The sequence below is a fragment of the Lentibacillus halodurans genome (assembly GCF_900112045.1).
Taxonomy (GTDB): Bacteria; Bacillota; Bacilli; order Bacillales; family Amphibacillaceae; genus Lentibacillus; species Lentibacillus halodurans.
This window is the reverse complement of the sequence record NZ_FOJW01000025.1, coordinates 1-20,219: the sequence shown is the minus strand read 5'-3', so window position 1 is coordinate 20,219 and position 20,219 is coordinate 1. Positions and strand designations below refer to the sequence as shown.

The following is a 20,219-nucleotide window of genomic DNA, read 5'->3' as shown; positions in this document are numbered from 1 at the left end:
TTAGTATAAACTAAAAAAGCACCAGAGGTAGCGAACCTCTAGTACTTAATATACAAGGCTGGGACACAATGAAAACTTTCCACGCTAAAGACGAACGATTACAGGGCAGAGGAAGTGCAGCATTTGACTATTTCAACAGTCACGTCCTTATTCATCGTTGATAACGACTGCGAACTAGCGAAAATTTGTATTAGTGCAGCCTTCCTTCCATTCTGATGTTAGTTGCGTGCGATCATTCGCTCCGGCAGCATACTTCCATAGGCACGGCCTCAGCCTCCTCGGAAAGCCAAGACCTCTTTCCTGCGGGGTCTTCGGCTCGTGCTGTTCCCATAGGAGTCTCCGTATGCTGACTCCGCTCATGTTGGGGTGCTGATTGTCGAAAGAAAAGAACTTATAGAACATATTCATTGAACTTGCTGTCACCTGATGAGAACACGATTCTAAGCCGCAGAAAAAAACGACACGCCTGGGGGAACAGCGCGAGCAGAAGATTCACTTTGCAAAGTGGTTTAAATTTAGCTGAGGCCGTGCCACGGAAAGGGCGTACTTTTCCGCAGCGACAATCATGCACTCACCAACAAAAGCATGGAAAAAAGCAAATCTAAGACCAAGTGACTTCTCAGTTGATGGATCATTCCAATCCTCGAGACTTCGGTCGGGCTTTCTTTCACTTCTCACTATATCTTAAAAAGAAAATAGTGGGTAATCTCACCCGTCGATGACATTACCCACTAATCTTAGTATGTTTTTAATGGCAATTTTTTGCCGTTGACAGTGGAAAAAAATCAACTGATAATGTATCCGCTTTCATAGTAGGATAGAGATAATAGTAATAGAATGAGGGCATTGAAAGGACGTGGAAAATGGCTGATTCATTAAAATTAACCGTGATAGGAGGGGGATCTTCTTATACACCAGAATTATTAGAAGGAATCATTGCTAATCAGGATGTATTAAATGTTTCGGAAGTTTGGCTGGTTGATATAGAAGAGGGAAAAGAAAAACTTTATATTATTGCAGGTTTGGCAAAAAGGATGATGAAGAAGGCAGGTTGCCCTATTAACATTATAACGACTCTGGATAGAAAAGAGGCTATTAAAGATGCTTCTTATGTGATAACGCAAATTCGGGTAGGACAGTTGGCGATGCGGCGAAATGATGAATATATTTCAATCAAGCACGGTGTTATCGGGCAGGAAACAACCGGAGCCGGTGGTTTCATGAAAGCTTTGCGTACGATTCCGGTCATGCTGGATATTTGCAAAGAAATTGAAGAATTCGCACCGGATGCATGGCTGCTGAACTTTACGAATCCTGCGGGAATTATAACCGAGGCTATCTTAAAACATAGCAATGTAAACGTGATAGGGCTATGCAATAATCCGATTAATTTTTATAAGCAATTTTCCAAAGCCTATAACGTACCAGTAAATGATATAAGTATTAGTTTTGTCGGCATTAATCATCTAATATGGATCACGGGATTGTTTATTAAAGGACAGGCAAGAATAGTGGATATTCTAACAGGTAAATCTGACAGCTATGAGGCAAAGAACATCCCTTCATTGGGCTGGGATTTAGAATTTCTTCAATCGATGGGTGCTATACCATGCGGCTATCACAAATATTATTATCAAACCGATCAAATATTGGCACAGCAGTATGAAGCGTTTCAGCATCATAAAACACGTGCGGATGAGGTACGGCAAATTGAAAAGGAATTATTCGACATCTATCAAAATCCTGATGTCGATGAAAAACCTGAAGCTTTAGAACTAAGAGGTGGAGCATATTATTCAGAATCTGCTATTAACTTGATTAAATCCATTCATCTAAATACGAAAGATGTACACACGCTGAATGTTCGGAATAATGGAACAATAGGATGCCTGCCTGATAATGTCAGCATTGAAGTGAATTGCGTCGTTGAAAATCATCAAGTCACACCTATGCAGGTTGGGACTGTTCCGCCACAGATCAGGGGACTGCTGCAGCATGTCAAGGCATATGAAGAACTGACGGTAGAGGCAGCTGTTACCGGAGACAGCGGACTTGCGCTGCAAGCTTTAACATTGCATCCTCTGATTCCATCTGCTGACCGGGCCAAAAACATTCTGTCCGAAATGCTGGAGGTAAACAAGCAATACTTGCCACAGTTTCATCATTAATCTCTATCAAATGGAGGGTATAAATCTATGAAAATCACATTATTATGCGCTTTAGGAATGAGTACGAGTCTGCTCGTAGAAAGAATGAAGACAGCGGCAGAAAAACATAATATTCGTGTTGAAATTGAAGCACATGCCGTTGATGATATCGATAAACAACTGGAAACAGCCGATATTATCTTGCTTGGACCACAAATCCGGTATAAGAAAAATGAATTATATAAAAAAGCAGAAGCGTCAAGTACGCCCATTGACATCATCGATATGAAAGCTTACGGCGCAACAGATGGTGAAAAAGTACTTGATCAGGCACTTAACTTAAAAAAATGACAAGGAGGAATAACCGTGGATCGTTTTAATGCCTTTATGGAACGTTATTTCATGCCGGTTGCCGGCAGAATGGCTGAACAGCGTCATTTAAAAGCTGTTCGGGATGGCATTGTCGCTACGATGCCATTATTGATCATTGGCAGTATTTTTCTGATTATATCGTCTCCGCCGATCGAATCATGGTCAGACTTTATGGCACCGTACGCAGCCACGTTAAGTATACCGGTAGATGCTACGTTTGGCCTTTTAGGACTTGTAGCTGTTTTCTCAATAGCATACAGTCTTGCACAAAGCTATGAAATGGATGAATTATCGGCCGGAGTGCTTAGCTTGGCAGCCTTTTTTGTTGCAACGCCATATACTGAAAACGGGAATATACCATTGAATCTGATGGGAAGCGAAGGCCTGTTCATTGCGATTGTATTGGCTATCTTTACGGTCGAAATATACCGTTTCTTTGAACAGAGAAATATTGTCATTCGTATGCCTGATGGTGTTCCGCCTTCAGTGTGGCGCGCATTTACTGCTCTGATCCCTGGTGCGGTGATTATTTTTGCCGTATGGGGTATTGATCTTCTGTTGAAAAACACTTTTGATCTATCATTGCATGGTGTCGTTGGTTCTGTATTGCGTGAACCTTTGGAGGCTATGGGCGGAAGTTTATGGGGAGCTATTATAGCCATTATCCTGATTCACCTGTTATGGTCATTTGGTATACACGGGATTTCTGTTGTTGCCAGTGTCATGGCTCCAATCTGGTACAGTTTAACGGAACAAAACGTTGCAGCACAGCAAGCTGGAGAAGAGCTTCCGCATATTATCGGGCAGCCTTTCATGGCCATATGGTGGGCCGTAGGGGGTTCCGGTATGGCATTTGCATTAACGATTTTATTTGTCTGGTGGGCACGGTCAAAACATTTAAAAGGATTAGGACGAGGATCTATTTGGGCAAGCTTCTTCAACATAAGTGAGCCTGTGGTGTTCGGTGCCCCAATTGTCATGAATCCGCTTTTGTTTATCCCTTTTATACTTGCACCATTGGCAGTTGGGATCATAACGTATTTTTCCATGTCACTTGGTTTTGTAGGAAAACCATATGTCATTGTGCCATGGACCACTCCGCCGCCTTTTTCTGGCATTTTGACAACGGGTGATTGGCGCGGTGGTGTGCTGATGATTATGAACGTTATCGTTTCGATGGTTATCTATTATCCATTTTTCCGTTTATATGATAAAAAGCTTTTACAGGAAGAGGAAGCAAACGAATCTGCAGCTGCTGCAAAAGAAGAATAAGGGGAATGTGTGGGTTTGTTGCTAAATCCCGTCAAAGTTAATTCTAAACGCTGATGCATCATGGAAAACGAGATTATGTGCCAACCTGCATGTATGGATTCTAAGTTATGCAACTTGAGTCATTATGATTTTACCAGAATGAAAGAATTGGAGATATTGACAAACAAAAAGACTAAGGAGTGGTCGAAACATCATTCTGTCCATCTGATCCGTTATGGAGGGTTAGCCAATGAATATTGAAAATGTCTCAATGCGTATCATTTTACACGCAGGGAATGCGAAGAATCATCTGCATGAGGCACTTCAGGATGCCAGAAATGCAGCATTCCATCAAATTGAATCAAAAATGAAACAAGCATCAGATGAACTTTTGGAAGCTCATAAATTGCAGACGAAATTTATTCAGAAAGATACAGGGGAGGGATTGAAAACTTTACCAGTTTTACTTGTTCACGCTCAGGATCACCTGATGACAGTAATGTCGGAAAAGACACTGATTGAAGAGATGGTTGAGGTTTATCGGAATCAGCATGAATTAAAACGAAAAGTTGATCATTTAATGGAAGGAAGCAGCATGGGGAAGTCAGAATAGTGAACGTTGCAGTTAACGATGGAATTGCCAAAAACCATTGAGGAGGCTCTGTAAGAATGAAGAAATTTGTTACAGTCATTGTGATGCTTATGCTGGTTATGACATCCTCTATGACAACTGCGAGTACTGATGGAAAAAACGGCAATAAAAGGGTGGCGCCAGGTATTGAGGTGCTTTTGGAAGATCAATTGGATTTGGTGAGAAATAAACGTGTTGGTTTGATAACAAATCCAACCGGAGTGGCAAGTGATCTGAAAAGTAGTATTGACTTGCTTTATGATCATCCAGAGGTGAATTTAACAGCGTTGTTCGGACCAGAACATGGCATTCGCGGCAATCGTGAAGCAGGAGAGTACGTGGAATCCTATATTGATGAGAAAACCGGCTTGCCTGTCTACAGTTTGTATGGGCCAACATGGAAGCCGAAAGAAGAGATGCTGGAAGATGTTGATGTACTGCTGTTTGACATACAGGATATCGGATCTAACGTCTATACGTATATTTATACCCTTGGCTTTGCGATGGAAGCTGCAGCGGAACACGATAAAGAACTCATTGTATTGGATAGGCCGAATCCAATTGGCGGAACAAAAGTTGAGGGGCCGGTACGCTCTGAAGATGCTGTTAGCTTCATGGGAAGATTTTTATTGCCGGTCAGACATGGTATGACGGTCGGTGAATTGGCCACAATGTGGAATCACGAATACAGTATGGCTGTTGATTTGAAAGTGGTCAAAATGAAGGGTTGGAAGCGGACGATGCATTTTGAGGATACCGGACTTCCTTGGGTGATGACATCACCAAATATTCCAACGAAGGAAACGGCCTATTTATATGCCGGAACCGAACTTTTGGATGATACGACATTAACGACAGGCTTGGGAACCACAAGGCCATTTGAACTGGTGGGCGCTCCATGGATTAATGGTGAAGCCCTGGCAGATGACATGAATAACCGCGATCTTGCAGGTGTTACCTTCAGACCAGCATATTTCACGCCCATGTTTGGAAATTATGAAGGAGAACTGGTCGGAGGGGTCCAAGTCCACATAGACGAACCAACTCATATCGATCTGGTAGAATTAGGTTTGAATCTGGTTGATGCGATGCGTGATCAGAACCCTGACGAATTCGAGATGACATCCAGTTATGTCAGTCTTATCGGGGATTCGAATGTCCCCGAAATGATCAGAAATGATGAACCAGTCGATGATATCATAGCATCCTGGGAGGAAGAATTGGATACATGGATTGATGAAGTGCGTAATCAATACTTATTGTATAATCCCTATCCAAGTGGTGCACAGCCTTATAGAGAAAAAGGTGTCTTAGGAATATTACCACTAGATTTGACCGCAGCTCCTGGGCAAAACATTGATTTAACGTTAAAAGGGTTCGATAAGCATGGTGAAAAGTTGGATATAGATCTTCCTTCGATAGAATGGTCTGTTACACATAATATTGGTTATGTTGAAAATGGGACATTTTATGCCGAAGATGAAGGTCAAACTGAGATAACAGCAGAATATGGTGAATATAAAGCCAAGAGAGCAGCTGAAATCTCAGCAACACGTGTTGAAAACATTCGATATGGCGTTCATTCCAATTATACAAGAACTGTATTCGACTTAAATAAAACAGTAGATAATTATGTGATCATTGAAGAAGAAGGCGCTTTAAGGTTGGAAGTGCCTTATGGCGAAATAAACGGAGAACTAAACGAAGAAGGGGGGACGGTTACGATAGACGACAGCCCGGTACTTTCCTCTATTGACTATACAGTGAAAGGAGACCTGTTTGTTGCCACACTTAACTTGAAAGAAAATAATGCCGCATACGAAACGCCTGAATTTTCATCCAGGATAGTGGTTGATGTAAAACATTAATCGCAAGGGAACGTTAATCCTCTTCCAACATGTGATGGAGGCATGTTGTGAAGGGGATTTTATTGATTGCTACCGATTCAAGTGGATGAACATAAGGGACATGTAATAGTGCTAAAATCGTTTCCGGGCTGACGAAATGATAAGCTGCCAGATCTAAATAACTTTGCTGCTGAATAGAGCAATTCCTGAGCTTAAACCAGTTATACAAGCAGGTATGTGATGCATATACCTGTTTAATATAACTGTTTTTTTACGCCGGGGAGGGCAGGGTTATGAAGCATTTACGTTTAATGGAATTGGACAAAAAGCATTTCATTCATCCGACATCATCGATTCAGCAGCAGCAGGAAAATGGCCCGAAAGTCATTATGGAACAAGGTGACGGGATCTATTTAACAGACAAAAATGGAAACGAATTCATGGATGCGATGTCATCGCTGTGGAATGTCAATATCGGGCACGGACGGAAGGAGCTTGCAGAAGCGGCCAAACAACAAATGGAAAAGTTGGCGTTTAGTTCGGCGTTTTCTACATTTAGTCACGAACCTGCTATAAGACTGGCAGAAAAAATCGCATCGATTGCACCTGCTGATTTAAATGCTGTTTTTTTTACTTCCGGCGGATCGGAATCTAATGAGTCAGCTATCAAACTCGTACGACACTATTGGAAAATTCGAGGAAAGCCGGAGCGGCGAAAAATTATTGGACTGAAACGGGCATATCACGGTGTTGCAGCAGCATCCACGAGTGCGACGGGGATTCCGGAATTTTGGCAGATGGCCGGGCATATGACAACAGACTTTACGCATGCAGATACCCCATATAAAAACGGAACTGAAAAGGGAATCAGGTCATTGCGTCATACAATCGAAACAGAGGGTGCTGAAAAGATTGCTGCTGTCATGGCAGAGCCCATCCAGGGTGCTGGCGGGGTGCTGATTCCTCCTGAAGATTATTTACGGAAAGTCCGGGCGTTGTGTGATGAATACGGTATTTTGATTATCGCGGATGAGGTGATTACAGGATTTGGCCGGACAGGCAAAATGTTTGGGTTGGAAAATTGGGACTTCACACCAGATCTGATCACTTTTGCAAAAGGGGTGACGAGTGGCTACATTCCGCTTGGTGGTGTCGTTGTTTCGGATCACATTCATAACGTATTAAAGGAAAAATCGAAAGGGACTTTATTCCACGGTTTCACTTACAGCGGTCATCCTGTTGCAGCAGCTGTGGCATTGAAAAATATTGAGCTCATTGAGCAGGAAAATCTCGTGGAAAACGCTCGGAAAATGGGAGAAGAGATGCTGGCGGGATTTAACAAAATGAAGGAGGGTTTGGAGGTTGTTGGTGATGTCCGTGCTGTCGGTCTGTTGGGAGCAGTTGAATTGATGCAGGATCCTGATTTGAACAAACATTTTTCACCTGATTTGCAGGTGGGCCCCAACGTTATCGAAGCGTTGTATGAAAGAGGCGTTATCTGTCGTCCGGTCAGGTATGATGGCACGGATATCATTTGTTTTGCACCACCGCTTATCATCAGTCGCGATCAGGTTAATGTGCTGGTGGAAAAGCTGTATGACACTGTACAGAAAATTCAGAACCATCTGGACGTGTAGCAGTAATGTGACATTTTGGTGACAGGTAGTGTGAGATATATGGCAGCATTTCCAAATCGGCCTTGAGTGATACTACAGCAGTATTAAATCGTGCGGGAACAACACCAAATCGTGCAACAGCAGCATGAAATCGAGGATGGCGGATATTGTGAGGTTAAAGTAAATAACATTAGGAGGGAGACAAATGAGTGAACGGAAATTGTTGAGGATTTTGGGAAATAAGGATGTCATTGCACTTGCGTTTGGTGCCATGATTGGCTGGGGATGGGTTGTGACAACGGGACTATGGGTTACGGAAGCTGGGTCGTTAGGTTCGATTCTGGCATTTTTAGTCGGTGGTTTGCTTGTTGTCGTTGTCGGGCTGACTTATGCAGAATTGGCTTCGGCCTTGCCGCTTGCCGGCGGGGAGCATGTTTATACATTTAAGGCTATGGGGAGAACAGCTTCATTTATAGCAACATGGGCAATTATTCTTGGTTATGTATCTGTAGTGGCGTTTGAGGCGGTAGCCCTTCCGACTGTTTTTGAATATCTGGTTCCAAACTACAGCCAGGGTTATCTATACACGATAGCGGGATGGGATGTCACGATAACCTGGGCAGGAGTTGGTATACTTGGGTCTGTGCTCATTGCATGGGTTAACTACCGCGGAATTAAACTGACGTCCGCCATTACGTTTATTCTGACATTGCTGATTTTAGCGGCAGGTGTGATGCTGATAACGGGCAGTACTGTCACCGGCAATGGCCAAAATATGCAGCCATTGTTTGAACAAGGAGTTGCCGGACTTCTGACGGTGGTTATCATGACACCGTTCATGTTCGTCGGGTTCGATGTAATCCCTCAGGCGGCGGAGGAAATAAATCTGCCGCAAAAGAAAATCGGTCAGTTGCTGATTGCGGCTGTTGTGCTTGCGGTGACGTGGTATGTTGCGGTCATTTTTGGTGTGTCCCGGGTGATGGGGCCTGTTGAGCTTGGTGAATCAAATCTGGTAACTGCTGACGCGATGGCAAAAGCTTTTGGTGACAGTCAGATAATGGGGAATCTTCTTGTCCTTGGTGGTATAGGCGGCATCTTGACAAGCTGGCTCGGGTTTTATGTCGGCGGCAGCCGTGCGATATATGCATTGGCCAGAGCGGGAATGCTGCCTAAGTCATTGGGTGAGCTGCATCCAACGTATAATACACCGTATAGAGCAATATTATTGATAGCTGTTCTGTCCACTGCTGCACCATTATTGGGTCGTCCTGCACTTGTCTGGCTTGTCGATGCTGGCGGTCTGGGACTTGTCGTGGCATGGCTGATGGTTGCAATATCGTTTATTATTCTTCGTAAAAAGGATCCGGAGCTAAAGCGTCCGTTCAAACTTTCCGGCGGTACTTCCATCGGATGGATAGCTGTTATCATGTCAGCTGGTATTATGGTTTTATATATGCCAGGGATGCCGTCAGCGCTGATTTGGCCGTATGAATGGGCGATTGTTGGTCTATGGATTATTATAGGCTTCATCCTGTATAAGATGTCGTTGTCAAAATACGGCAAAGCGTATGCAGAGAAACATATGAAAGATGAAATGGATCGGATTGCCTGAAAAAACATCCATGAATCGGAAACAGCACTTCCTGAACAGGTCGTGGTGTTTCTTTTTTATGGTTGACCTTATGAAAACGGAGATTTTCACTGTAGTGGTTTTGGCGAAAGATGGTTTTCTATAGGTCGGCTGGTGGTATTATAAAATCACGTAAAATCCCGACACGAAGAATAGATTGAATGAAGATCTCCTGGAGCACATAGCACTTTTAAGTTATATAAACGATTACAGCAACGCTTGTAAAATAAATATTGCAAATTGTTTCAATAATAATTGACACTGCAAATTTTCATGAATATAATATAATTAAGAAATTGTCGACAATCGACAAACAAGTCCATTTATCCTAAACAGAAACACTCCAGACATTTTTTTCAATTTATATTCAAACTTCCACCACAAAAGGCAGTACATTTATCTCGCATGAATAAATTCAGTAAGCATTTTCGATATATAGTAAGCAGGCATGATGGGGAGGGATAATCTGTGTTAACATTTCCTATTTCAGAATTTCATGAACGGCTGAACAAAACAAAACAGCGGATGGCTGATGCCGGTGTTGATTTACTGATGGTAACTGATCCGGCTAATATGAACTATTTGACCGGGTATGATGCATGGTCATTTTATGTTCATCAAATGCTTATTGTTATTATGGATGATGAGCAGCCTGTATGGATCGGGCGGGATCAGGACGCCAATGCGGCACTCCATACGACATGGCTCGAGGAAGATCACATCATTCCGTACAGTGATGATTACGTGCAGTCATCCGTTAAACATCCAATGGACTTTATATGTGATTTATTGAAGGAGAAGCATTATGATAAAAAGACAATAGCCGTCGAAATGGATGCCTACTATTTTACGGCAAAAAGTTATATTCGCTTAACGCAAGGATTGTCGAGTGCTGCCTTTAAAGACGGTACCAATATGGTTAACTGGGTTCGTATCATTAAATCGGAACGGGAGATTTCGTATCTCAAGCAGGCTGCCAGAATTTCCGAAAATGCCATGCAGGTGGCATTCGATATGATTAATGAAGGGGTTAGGGAGTGTGATGTCGTTGCCGAGATATCACACGCGCAAATTAGTGGGACAGAGGATTTTGGCGGCGATTATCCGTCAATTGTTCCATTGCTGCCGACGGGTGATAAAACATCCGCATCACATTTGACCTGGACTGACGACAGGTTTAAAGACGGAGATCCGGTCATTATTGAGTTAGCTGGCTGTTACCGCCGTTATCATTCACCACTTGCACGTACCGCTGTTATCGGCAAACCACCGGAAAAAATGCAGTATGTTTCAGATGTTGTGCTCGAAGGAATCAATACAACGTTGGATGCGGTTAAGCCAGGGATAACATGCGAAGAATTGGAAGGTGTCTGGCGCAGTGTCATTGAAAGAAGCGGAATCAAAAAAGAGTCGCGGATGGGATATTCAGTCGGGCTTAATTATCCGCCGGACTGGGGAGAGCATACAGCAAGTCTCAGACCGGAAGACCGTACCGTATTGGAATCAAATATGACGTTTCATCTGATACCTGGCATTTGGATGGAAAATATGGGGGTTGAAATCAGTGAGTCGTTCCGGGTGACCGAAACAGGCTGTGAAGTACTCGCAGAATTCCCGCGTGAACTGATGGTTAAGCCGAATATCCGGCTGGCCTGACAACATAAAATTTTCCGTTAATAACAGCCGTACCGTAGATGGAGGATGGTACGGCTGTTTATTTGTTTAGCTTTTATCTTTACATGTCTCCGGGTTAACTAAATTTGCTGGTTTTTCCCCGTTCAATCCGGATTTTAGGTTTTTGGCCGCAAGCTCAGACATCTTCAGTTCTGTTTCATGGGTGGACGAACCGATATGTGGTGTCGTTACAACATTTTTCATGTACAACAGTGGATTATCAGGATCAATCGGTTCTTTTTCAAAAACATCAAGGCCGGCAGCAGTGATTTCACCATCTTTGAGTGCCTCGATCAAATCTTGTTCCACAACTGTGTTTCCACGGGACCCGTTGATGAATATGGCCGATTTTTTCATCAGCTTAAATTCACGTTTCCCGATCAGCCCCTCTGTTTCTGGCGTCAGTGGTGTAATCACGCAGACGAAATCGGATTCCTCCAATAATCCGTCGAGTGTACGATACTCAGCAGCAAATCGTTCTTCGGCATCATGTTTCCGGCTGCGGCTGTGATATAAGATGTTCATATCAAAACCGAAATGTCCTCTTTGAGCAATGGCTTTTCCGATTCGTCCCATGCCAATGATGCCCAGCGTTTTATGGTGAACGTTGTTGCCAAAGTGTTCGTTTTCAATTGCTTCTGTTTTCCATTCGCCGTTTTTGACGAAATGGTCCAGTTCAGGTATACGTCTGGCAGTAGCGATGAGAATTCCGAAGACCGCATCTGCGACTGTATCAGTCAGTACGCCGGGGGTGTTGGTAGCCATAATGTTCCGTTTCGTCATTTCTTCCAGATCAAGGTTATTGTATCCGACAGAGACATTGCTTATGATTTTCAGGTTTGGTGCGTTATCCAGCAGTTCAGCATCTACAGGTAATTCGAGCCCGATGATGCCTTCCGATTCGCTTAAATGTTCCAGAAACTCCGGATCATTCTTCGTATCAACGTTCTTAAAGAAGCGAATATCATAAATTCTTTCCAATTCTTCCAGTACCGGCTTTTCAACACGGTTGTACGCAATTACTTTCTTCAATCCAATCCCTCCGTTTCAAGCTCTTTTCGATAAACATCTTTCTTTAAAAATAGACGCAATTCATTTTCAAGTCAATTCATTTTAAATGATTCTGCATTTAACTGACAGTAAGTTTTCCGCATTAGTAAGGAGAAGGATCAGGGAAGCTTGAGGAAAACAACTGCCAGTAAAGGTCCGATTCTGTTCAACTAACATTCAGCGGGGGCCGGCTAAGATCGCGAAGTCCTGTCGCAACACCGGCACTAGCACGCCCTGTCCGTCGAAACGCCTCCATTGGAATGAAGTTTCATTATCAAAATAATTGATTGACAATGGGGATCGTATAATTTAGTATGGGATTAAGATGTTCATTGTCGACAATCGACATAAGTTGATTTGTTGAATGTGTGTTCAAACGTATTATTAAGCTGATTTAATGATCGGACCTTTTAAAGACTTTTTAAGAAAGGAGTATTTAGTTTTGCAACCGTATGATCACAATGTCATTATGCAAAAACCATTGAGCGAACTGATTGCAGACGAGTTGAAACGGAAAATCTGGAACGAGGAAATTCAGTTTGGTGAACGGTTACTGGAAACAGAACTTGCGGAAAGTTATGATGTCAGCCGCAGCACGATACGAGAAGCACTGAAAATTCTGGAAAGTGAGGAGCTTGTTGTCAGTCAGGCACGAAAAGGCACTTATGTCGCTGATTTTACTGATCAGGATGTCAATGAAATGATTGAATTGCGTACATTAATTGAGTCACATGCCTTCATGCAGGCAATGACGCGACTTGAATCCGAACATACGAAGAAATTAGAGGAAATAGTTGGAAAGATGAAAGAAAAGGCCGACGAAAATGATTGGAACGGATTATTTGACCTTGATATGCAATTTCATAGTTATGTTGTTGGTTTATGCGGGAATTCAAGGATTATCAAAATTTATGATTCCCTGCAAGTTCAAATCAGGACATTCCTGATGCATCTTGACAGATACTATTCCAGTCCGCAGTCATTCTATGCTGAACATAAACAATTGCTTGAAGCATTAGTCTCAAATGACGTGCATACAGTGAATGGAAGAGTAAGAGAGCACATTGAATATGTTGAGACAAAGTTGCTCGGACAAAAGAATGACATAAAATTTAAGGAGGTTTAACAGTATGCGTAAACAATTTGCTCATGTCAAAACCCCATTACCAGGACCAAAGGCGAAGGAGTTGCTGGATCGCCGGCATGATGTTGTACCGCATGGTGTCAGCTATGGTACTCCGACTTTCGTGGAATCTGCAAAAGGCGCGCTGCTTAAAGATGTTGATGGGAATCAGTTTATCGACTTTGCCGGAGCAATTGGCGTGATCAATGCAGGGCATAGTCATGACAAGGTTGTAAGCGCTTTGCAGGATCAGGCCGGCAAGTATATTCATACAGGATTCAACGTCATGATGTATGATCCTTACATTGAATTTGCGGAAAAGCTCGCAGCCCTCGCACCAGGTCATTTTAATAAGAAAGTCATGTTTTTGAACAGTGGGGCGGAAGCTAATGAAAATGCTATCAAAATCGCCCGCAAATATACAGACCGTCAAGCAATCGTTTCATTTACCGGCGGTTTTCATGGCCGTACGTTAATGACCATGTCGCTAACTGGCAAGGTAAAACCATTTAAATATGAATATGGCCCGTTTGCCCCGGAAGTGTACCATGCACCATTCCCGTATAATTACCGCCGGCCGGAACCGATGAATGAAGATGCGTACACGGATTATTTGCTGAATCAAGTGGAAAATTTTTTCATCACAGAAGTAGATCCAAGCCAGGTTGCAGCATTTATTATGGAACCGGTTCAAGGTGAAAGTGGCTTTATTATCCCGAATAAAAAATTCGTACAAAGGGTATATGAACTGTGCAAGCAGTATGGCATTTTGTTTATTGCTGATGAAATCCAGACAGGTTTCGGACGTACCGGAAAATATTTTGCCATGGAACATTATGATGTCGAGCCGGACTTAATCACCGTTTCCAAGTCAATGGCAGCAGGATTGCCGATAAGTGGTGTGATAGGACGACAGGAAGTGATGGACGGTGCCAATACCGGAGAATTGGGCGGCACGTATTGCGGCAGCCCGCTTGGCTGCAGAGCCGGACTTGCTGTGCTTGAGGTCATGGAGGAGGAAAACCTGAATGATCGTGCAGTTGTCATTGGTGAAAAGGTGATGGAAAAATTCGGGGAGATGTATGACCGGTTTGATGTGATTGGTGATTACCGCGGGCTTGGTGCCATGTGTGCACTGGAGTTTGTCAAAGACCGTAATAGCAAAGAGCCAGATCAGGCATTGACAGGTCAGGTGTTAAAAGAAGCACGGGAGAGAGGGCTGGTTGCACTAAAAGCGGGTGTGCATGATAACGTTGTCCGCCTGTTGATGCCGCTTGTAATAACCGATGAGCAGCTTGATGAAGGACTCGAAATTTTGGAAGAGGCAATCGATGCTGCCCTTGTCAGTGCAAAAGTATAAGAATCATAGTTCCATAGTTTACTAAATTTCGAGATGGGAGTGACGGAAAATGACTGTCAAAACAGATAGCTATTTCATGAGTATCAACGGCGAATGGATAGGCGATGAACTCGATACCTTAAACGTTGTCAATCCAGCAAATGGCGAAACAGTCGGGACTGTTCCAAACGGCGGGGAAAAAGAAGCAGAACAGGCAGTTGACGCAGCATATGACGCTTTCCAGTCCTGGTCGACCCTGACAGCCCATGACAGAGCAGGGTATTTGAAAAAACTGAATCACCTCATGCTGGAAAATCAGGAAGAACTTGCGCAACTGATGACAATCGAAATGGGTAAACCGATCAATGAATCCAGGGGAGAAGTCAAATACGCAGCTTCCTTTATTGAATGGTTTGCAGAAGAAGGCAAGCGTGTTTACGGTGAAACGATTCCGACACACTTGGCTGGAAAGCGACTGCAGGTGTGGAAAAAGCCTGTCGGTGTTGTGGCGGCAATTACACCATGGAATTTTCCAGCTGCCATGCTGACGCGCAAGATGGGTCCGGCACTGGCATCAGGCTGCACGATTATCATGAAGCCTTCCAGTGAAAGTCCGTTGACCGCGGTTAAGCTGATGGAACTGTGTGAAAAAGCCGGTTTTCCAAAAGGGGTTGTCAATCTTGTAACGGGTTCTTCCTCCAAAATTACCAAAGTGGTGATGGAAAACAGCAAAGTACGCAAAGTGACGTTCACAGGGTCAACAGAAGTCGGAAAAACGTTAATCCGGCAAAGTGCCGATCAGGTGAAAAAACTGTCACTGGAACTTGGTGGTCATGCACCACTTGTCGTTCTTGATGATGCGGATGTTGATTTAGCTGTTAAAGGTACGGTAGCATCCAAGTTCCGGAATGCGGGCCAGACATGTATTTGCGCCAACCGTGTTTATGTTCAGAAAGGGATTTATGATGAATTTGTCGAGAAACTGTCTAAAGCAGTTCGGGAATTGAAAGTTGGCAATGGTACTGATGAATCAGTTGATATCGGACCGCTGATTAATCAGGACGGCTTGGATAAGGTGAAACGGCACGTAAAGGATGCGACTTCCAAGGGTGCAACCGTTGTAACAGGTGGTGAGCCGATCACGGATCATGGCGGTGTATTTTATCTGCCTACCGTTGTCAAGGATGTGGATCAATCCATGGTCGTCATGCAGGAAGAGACATTTGGCCCTGTCACGCCTGTTGAAAAAATTACATCAGATGAAGAAGCGGCAGCATTGGCCAATGATACCCCATACGGATTAGCAGCGTATGTTTTTTCGAGAGATGTTGCCAGAGGAACGAAATTGATTGAAAAGCTTGACTTCGGAATCGTCGGTTGGAATGATGGGGCGCCATCAGCTTCACAAGTTCCATTCGGCGGAATGAAAGAAAGCGGTATTGGCAGAGAAGGCGGACACGAAGGCATAGAGGAATTTGTGGAATCCCAATATGTATCAATAGGCATGGATTAATCCCAGAGAAAGGAGTACTGCCTTGTGAAAGAAGTAATCCAAACGTTAAATGCTCCAAAACCGAGCGGGCCGTATTCACAAGGTGTCAAAACAAAGTCGTTTATTTTTGTATCCGGTCAGGATGGTGTTAAGGCAAACGGTGAATCAGTTGGTGCTTCGATCGCTGCGCAAACCACTGCCAGTCTCGACAATATCAAAAATATACTTGCCGAAAAAAATGTTGAGGTGTCTAATCTCGTATTCGTGACCTGTTATTTGTCCGATTTAAATGAGGAAACGGTCCGGGAATTTAACCAAACCTATGAATCTTATTTCAAAGATGTTGAGGTGAAACCGGCACGCATAACGATCGGCTGTCAGTTGCTGGAAACAGACGTGGAAATAACCGGAACCGCATTGGTAGATTAACTCACAGCAGGGGAGTTGTACAGTAGCTCCTCTTTTTTGCATAAACAAAAATAGGATGGATGCTTTATTAAACTATCGGATGCTATTGCTGCTAATGGGAAGCAGGCCATATCAACGGTTCCATCAAACTTGATTTCCGGTGAATAACAAAACGTCAAGGGAGGGGGGATATTTATTTGACTGTGGAATTTAAAGATGTACAGACAAGTGCACAGGAAATATCTGAGCGTTTAATTGAATGGCGGAAACATCTTCACAAATATCCGGAATTAAGTTTTCGGGAAGTGGAAACGTCATTATATGTTGCTGAAATTTTGGAACAAATCCCCGGTATGCATGTGGCGACACATGTTGGCCTTCCGACAGCAATTATAGGCACGATTTCTGCTGGTTCCGGACCTGTTGTTGCGATTCGGGCAGATATGGACGCATTGCCTATTCAGGAGGAGAACGAATGTGATTACAAATCAGAGCGTGAAGACGTCATGCATGCATGTGGACATGATGCGCACACCGCTATTGCGTTAGGTGTTGCGATGATAATGGGAGAACTTTTTCATAAAGGTGTATTGGAAGGCACCGTTAAATTTCTGTTTCAGCCTGCTGAGGAAAAAGCAGATGCACATGGATCAACGGGAGCGCCTTACATGATTGATGCGGGCGCTCTGAAAGATGTGGATTGTGTTCTCGCTCTGCACATGAGCCCCGAGGACAAGGTGGGTGATGTTAAGGTTCACGACGGCTACAGTATGGCGAATGTTGATGTATTCGAAGCAGATGTCTATGGGAGCGGCGGACATGGAGCATATCCGCATTTGGGAACAGATCCTGTCTGGATGATCGGCCCGGTTCTACAGGCGCTCCATGGGATAGTTGCACGCCGAATTTCCCCGCTTGATTCAGCCGTCATCAGTGTTGGAAGCATTCAAAGCGGTTCTGCCAGCAATGTCATTCCATCTGACGTTCATGTAAAAGGAACGATCCGAAGCTATCACCCGGATGTACGGGAATTGCTCCATAAAGAATTGAATAAAGCCTTTTCTTTGGTCAGGACATTCGATGGGGATTACAAATTAACAATCATGCCTGAGGATCCCGCTTTATATAATAAACCTGAGGTGAACCGGTTGATTCGGGATACGATAAATGATCTTTATCCCGATTATAAGGTGCTCGATTTGCCTTTTGGTTTAGGCGGTGAGGATTTCGCCCATATGACACAGGCTGTACCGGGTGCGATGTTTTTTCTTGGCTGTGCGGCAGGCCATGATAAAATACGGGATTTGCATACACCTCATTTTGACATTGATGAAAGTATTTTGCCGGTTGGCGTGTCCATCTTGGCAGAAACCGCAAGACGATTTTTGAATGAAGGAGGCTTCCCAGTGATGAACAGTCCAGATCGCTAGGCATTCATGGCGCACTGTTCAAATCGAGCGCAATTCGTGCGTGAAAAGCCTCGAACTAAGTAAACCCTTCTACAATTCGAGCGATTATCTGCTCCTACAACAAACTGAAGCAAACAACGCAGGTCGTTGCCGGATAAACTGTAACAACAAGGGGGCATAGCATGACAAAACAATCGGTCACCCAGCATGATATCTGGAAGGCAAAAAAACGTATTTCACCGATGGTGGTGAAATCACCGCTTATTTATGCTGAAAAACTATCAGAATATGCTGGCACATCTATCCATTTAAAGCTTGAGCATCTCAATGTCAGCCATTCATTTAAAATCAGGGGAGCTGCAAACAAGATACTTAGTTTATCGCAAGAAGAACAGAAACGTGGTGTAACGACATTTTCGACCGGAAATTTTGGCATGAGTGTGGCTTATATAGCCAAACAACTTGGCATTGACGCTATTATTTGCATTTCGAATCGGGTGCCAACAGCAAAAGTGGAAGCACTAAAAAGTTCTGGTGCCCGGATTGAAATTTATGGGGACTCGCAGGATGATGCTGAACACCGCAGTTATCAGCTGGAAAAGGAGCACGGACTCACTGTTGTTCATCCATTTGATGATCCCCGTATTATAGCAGGCCAAGGTACAATTGGTCTTGAATTGCTGGAGGATTTACCTGAAGTGGACACAGTAATTGGTGGCTTATCAGGCGGTGGGCTGCACTCAGGCCTTGGGGTTGCATTGAAATCAGCCGATCCGAGAATTCAAGTAATTGGGGTATCAACAGCAAGAGGGCCTGCGATGTATGAAAGTATTCTAAAAGGAAAGCCGGTCACGGTGGAAGAACAGGACACACTGGCTGACAGTCTGCTGGGGGGAATCGGTTTAAACAATCGCTACACGTTCGATATGGTTCAGCAGTATGTTGATGAGATTTTGTTAATTGATGACGATCAGGTTGCTCAGGGAATGGCGTTCATGCTCGATAAACACCGTATGATGATCGAGGGTGCTGCTGCTTCCGGTATTGGTGCTATCTTAAATAACTGCATCCAGCTTGGATCTCATGCAGTGGTTATTATCAGCGGATGCAGTGTCGATATGGCAACCCTTTTGGATATTACGGAAAAATATACGGATACAATTCCGGGATAGTCCATTACTATGAAATAGAAGGAGGTTTTCATTTGAATAAGATACTTTATAAAGATCAAATCATGGAGCGAACTAACATTGTTGATATTGAGGACCGCGGCTACCAATTCGGTGATGGTATTTATGAGGTGATTGGTGTATATGACGGGGAACCGCTGATGATGGATGAACACATGGAACGTTTGGCAAGAAGCGCTCGTGAACTCAAGCTGCCATTACCCGCATCAATCAGTGAATTGAAAAATAAACTGATGCAACTGGTGGAGGCGAACGGTCTAGAAGAAGGTATTATTTATATGCAGGTATCACGTGGAACGGCTCCCCGTTTTCATGAATTTCCTGATCCGAAAACACCGGCTGTGACTATTGCTTACACACGGGAAGAAGCACGGGAGTCAGATGTCGAGGTGCGGGGGGCGTCCGCAGTGCTTGCAGAAGATATCCGCTGGCTGCGCTGTGATATTAAAACGCTCAACCTGCTTCCGAATGTAATGGCTAAGCAAAAGGCGGTTGAAAACAATGCCGTTGAAGCGATTTTGCATCGCGGTGATATTGTGACAGAGGCTAGTGCATCGAACGTATTTATCGTAAAAGACGGGGAGTTGTATACACATCCTGCCAATCATTATATTCTAAATGGCATCACAAGACGGAAAATCATTGATTTATGTGGTGCGTTACATTTAACCGTCCATGAAGAATCATTTACAGTTGATGAACTGCTCAATGCAGATGAAGTTTTCGTTTCAGCCACGAAATTGGATATTATCCCAATTTTAAAAATTGGTGGTGATACAATCGGCAGCGGAGACCCGGGAGAGATAACCGGGAAAATTGTTCAGGCGTTCCGTTCACTGTATAAAAAAGATGTGAAAAACAAAGCTTGAACGTGTCAATTGAACAGTGACTTCATTCGATGGGTGTTTTATCCCGATGCAATTGTCCGTACTTTCACCATAAAAACGTAAAGGTCCGATTCTGTTCAACTAACATTCAGTGGAAAAAAGCGTCCACTGAATGAAGTTTCACTTTATCCCGCCTTAACGGGTCAGTAACCC

The 20,219-nt window shown here is 43.7% G+C and carries 16 protein-coding genes; 15 read left to right on the top strand and 1 reads right to left on the bottom strand.

All coding sequences use genetic code 11. The annotated features are described in order from the left end of the window. The first annotated feature begins 863 nt into the window (after positions 1–863). From BM195_RS17795 to BM195_RS17760, 8 genes are all read left to right on the top strand, one after another. A complete protein-coding gene (locus BM195_RS17795; protein ID WP_090241632.1) occupies positions 864–2,168 on the top strand; it encodes a 6-phospho-beta-glucosidase in 1,305 nt (434 codons plus the stop codon). A gap of 27 nt (positions 2,169–2,195) precedes the next feature. Further along, on the top strand, positions 2,196–2,498 hold the full coding sequence (locus BM195_RS17790) for a PTS sugar transporter subunit IIB (protein WP_090241628.1): 303 nt from the start codon (positions 2,196–2,198) through the stop codon (positions 2,496–2,498). Between the two features lie 15 nt (positions 2,499–2,513). Then, positions 2,514–3,791 (top strand): PTS cellobiose transporter subunit IIC, encoded by a 1,278-nt coding sequence (gene celB / locus BM195_RS17785; RefSeq protein ID WP_211772935.1) that lies wholly within the window; start codon positions 2,514–2,516, stop codon positions 3,789–3,791. A 229-nt stretch (positions 3,792–4,020) separates the two neighbouring features. Further along, positions 4,021–4,383 carry a PTS lactose/cellobiose transporter subunit IIA gene (locus tag BM195_RS17780; RefSeq protein WP_090241625.1) on the top strand — a complete coding sequence of 121 codons (363 nt, stop codon included), beginning with the start codon at positions 4,021–4,023 and terminating at the stop codon, positions 4,381–4,383. Positions 4,384–4,439: 56 nt separating this feature from the next. Then, entirely contained in the window at positions 4,440–6,269 is a 1,830-nt protein-coding gene (locus BM195_RS17775; protein WP_090241623.1) for an exo-beta-N-acetylmuramidase NamZ family protein, read from the top strand. Positions 6,270–6,541: 272 nt separating this feature from the next. After that, on the top strand, positions 6,542–7,885 hold the full coding sequence (locus BM195_RS17770; RefSeq protein ID WP_090241622.1) for an aminotransferase family protein: 1,344 nt from the start codon (positions 6,542–6,544) through the stop codon (positions 7,883–7,885). A gap of 184 nt (positions 7,886–8,069) precedes the next feature. Then, positions 8,070–9,476 (top strand): APC family permease, encoded by a 1,407-nt coding sequence (locus tag BM195_RS17765; RefSeq protein ID WP_090241620.1) that lies wholly within the window; start codon positions 8,070–8,072, stop codon positions 9,474–9,476. A 486-nt stretch (positions 9,477–9,962) separates the two neighbouring features. Continuing rightward, positions 9,963–11,150 carry a M24 family metallopeptidase gene (locus tag BM195_RS17760; protein WP_090241618.1) on the top strand — a complete coding sequence of 396 codons (1,188 nt, stop codon included), beginning with the start codon at positions 9,963–9,965 and terminating at the stop codon, positions 11,148–11,150. 66 nt (positions 11,151–11,216) lie between these two features. Here BM195_RS17760 and BM195_RS17755 read toward each other — a convergent pair whose 3' ends face one another. Next, a complete protein-coding gene (locus BM195_RS17755; protein ID WP_090241616.1) occupies positions 11,217–12,206 on the bottom strand; it encodes a 2-hydroxyacid dehydrogenase in 990 nt (329 codons plus the stop codon). Positions 12,207–12,660: 454 nt separating this feature from the next. Between BM195_RS17755 and BM195_RS17750 the strand changes: the two genes are divergently transcribed. From BM195_RS17750 to dat, 7 genes are all read left to right on the top strand, one after another. Further along, positions 12,661–13,344, top strand: a complete 684-nt coding sequence (locus tag BM195_RS17750) for a GntR family transcriptional regulator (protein WP_090241614.1) — start codon at positions 12,661–12,663, stop codon at positions 13,342–13,344. A gap of 4 nt (positions 13,345–13,348) precedes the next feature. Continuing rightward, entirely contained in the window at positions 13,349–14,701 is a 1,353-nt protein-coding gene (gabT, locus tag BM195_RS17745) for a 4-aminobutyrate--2-oxoglutarate transaminase (RefSeq protein ID WP_090241612.1), read from the top strand. Positions 14,702–14,750: 49 nt separating this feature from the next. Beyond that, entirely contained in the window at positions 14,751–16,193 is a 1,443-nt protein-coding gene (locus BM195_RS17740) for an NAD-dependent succinate-semialdehyde dehydrogenase (RefSeq protein WP_090241609.1), read from the top strand. Positions 16,194–16,217: 24 nt separating this feature from the next. Further along, complete coding sequence (locus tag BM195_RS17735) at positions 16,218–16,601, top strand: Rid family hydrolase (RefSeq protein ID WP_090241606.1); 384 nt, start codon at positions 16,218–16,220, stop codon at positions 16,599–16,601. 176 nt (positions 16,602–16,777) lie between these two features. Beyond that, the gene (locus BM195_RS17730; protein WP_090241603.1) at positions 16,778–18,010 is read left to right on the top strand and encodes a M20 metallopeptidase family protein; all 1,233 of its coding nucleotides are present in this window, start codon (positions 16,778–16,780) and stop codon (positions 18,008–18,010) included. A gap of 161 nt (positions 18,011–18,171) precedes the next feature. Next, entirely contained in the window at positions 18,172–19,161 is a 990-nt protein-coding gene (locus BM195_RS17725; protein WP_090241599.1) for a pyridoxal-phosphate dependent enzyme, read from the top strand. A gap of 32 nt (positions 19,162–19,193) precedes the next feature. After that, positions 19,194–20,048 (top strand): D-amino-acid transaminase, encoded by an 855-nt coding sequence (gene dat, locus BM195_RS17720; protein WP_090241596.1) that lies wholly within the window; start codon positions 19,194–19,196, stop codon positions 20,046–20,048. The last annotated feature ends 171 nt before the right edge of the window (positions 20,049–20,219 follow it).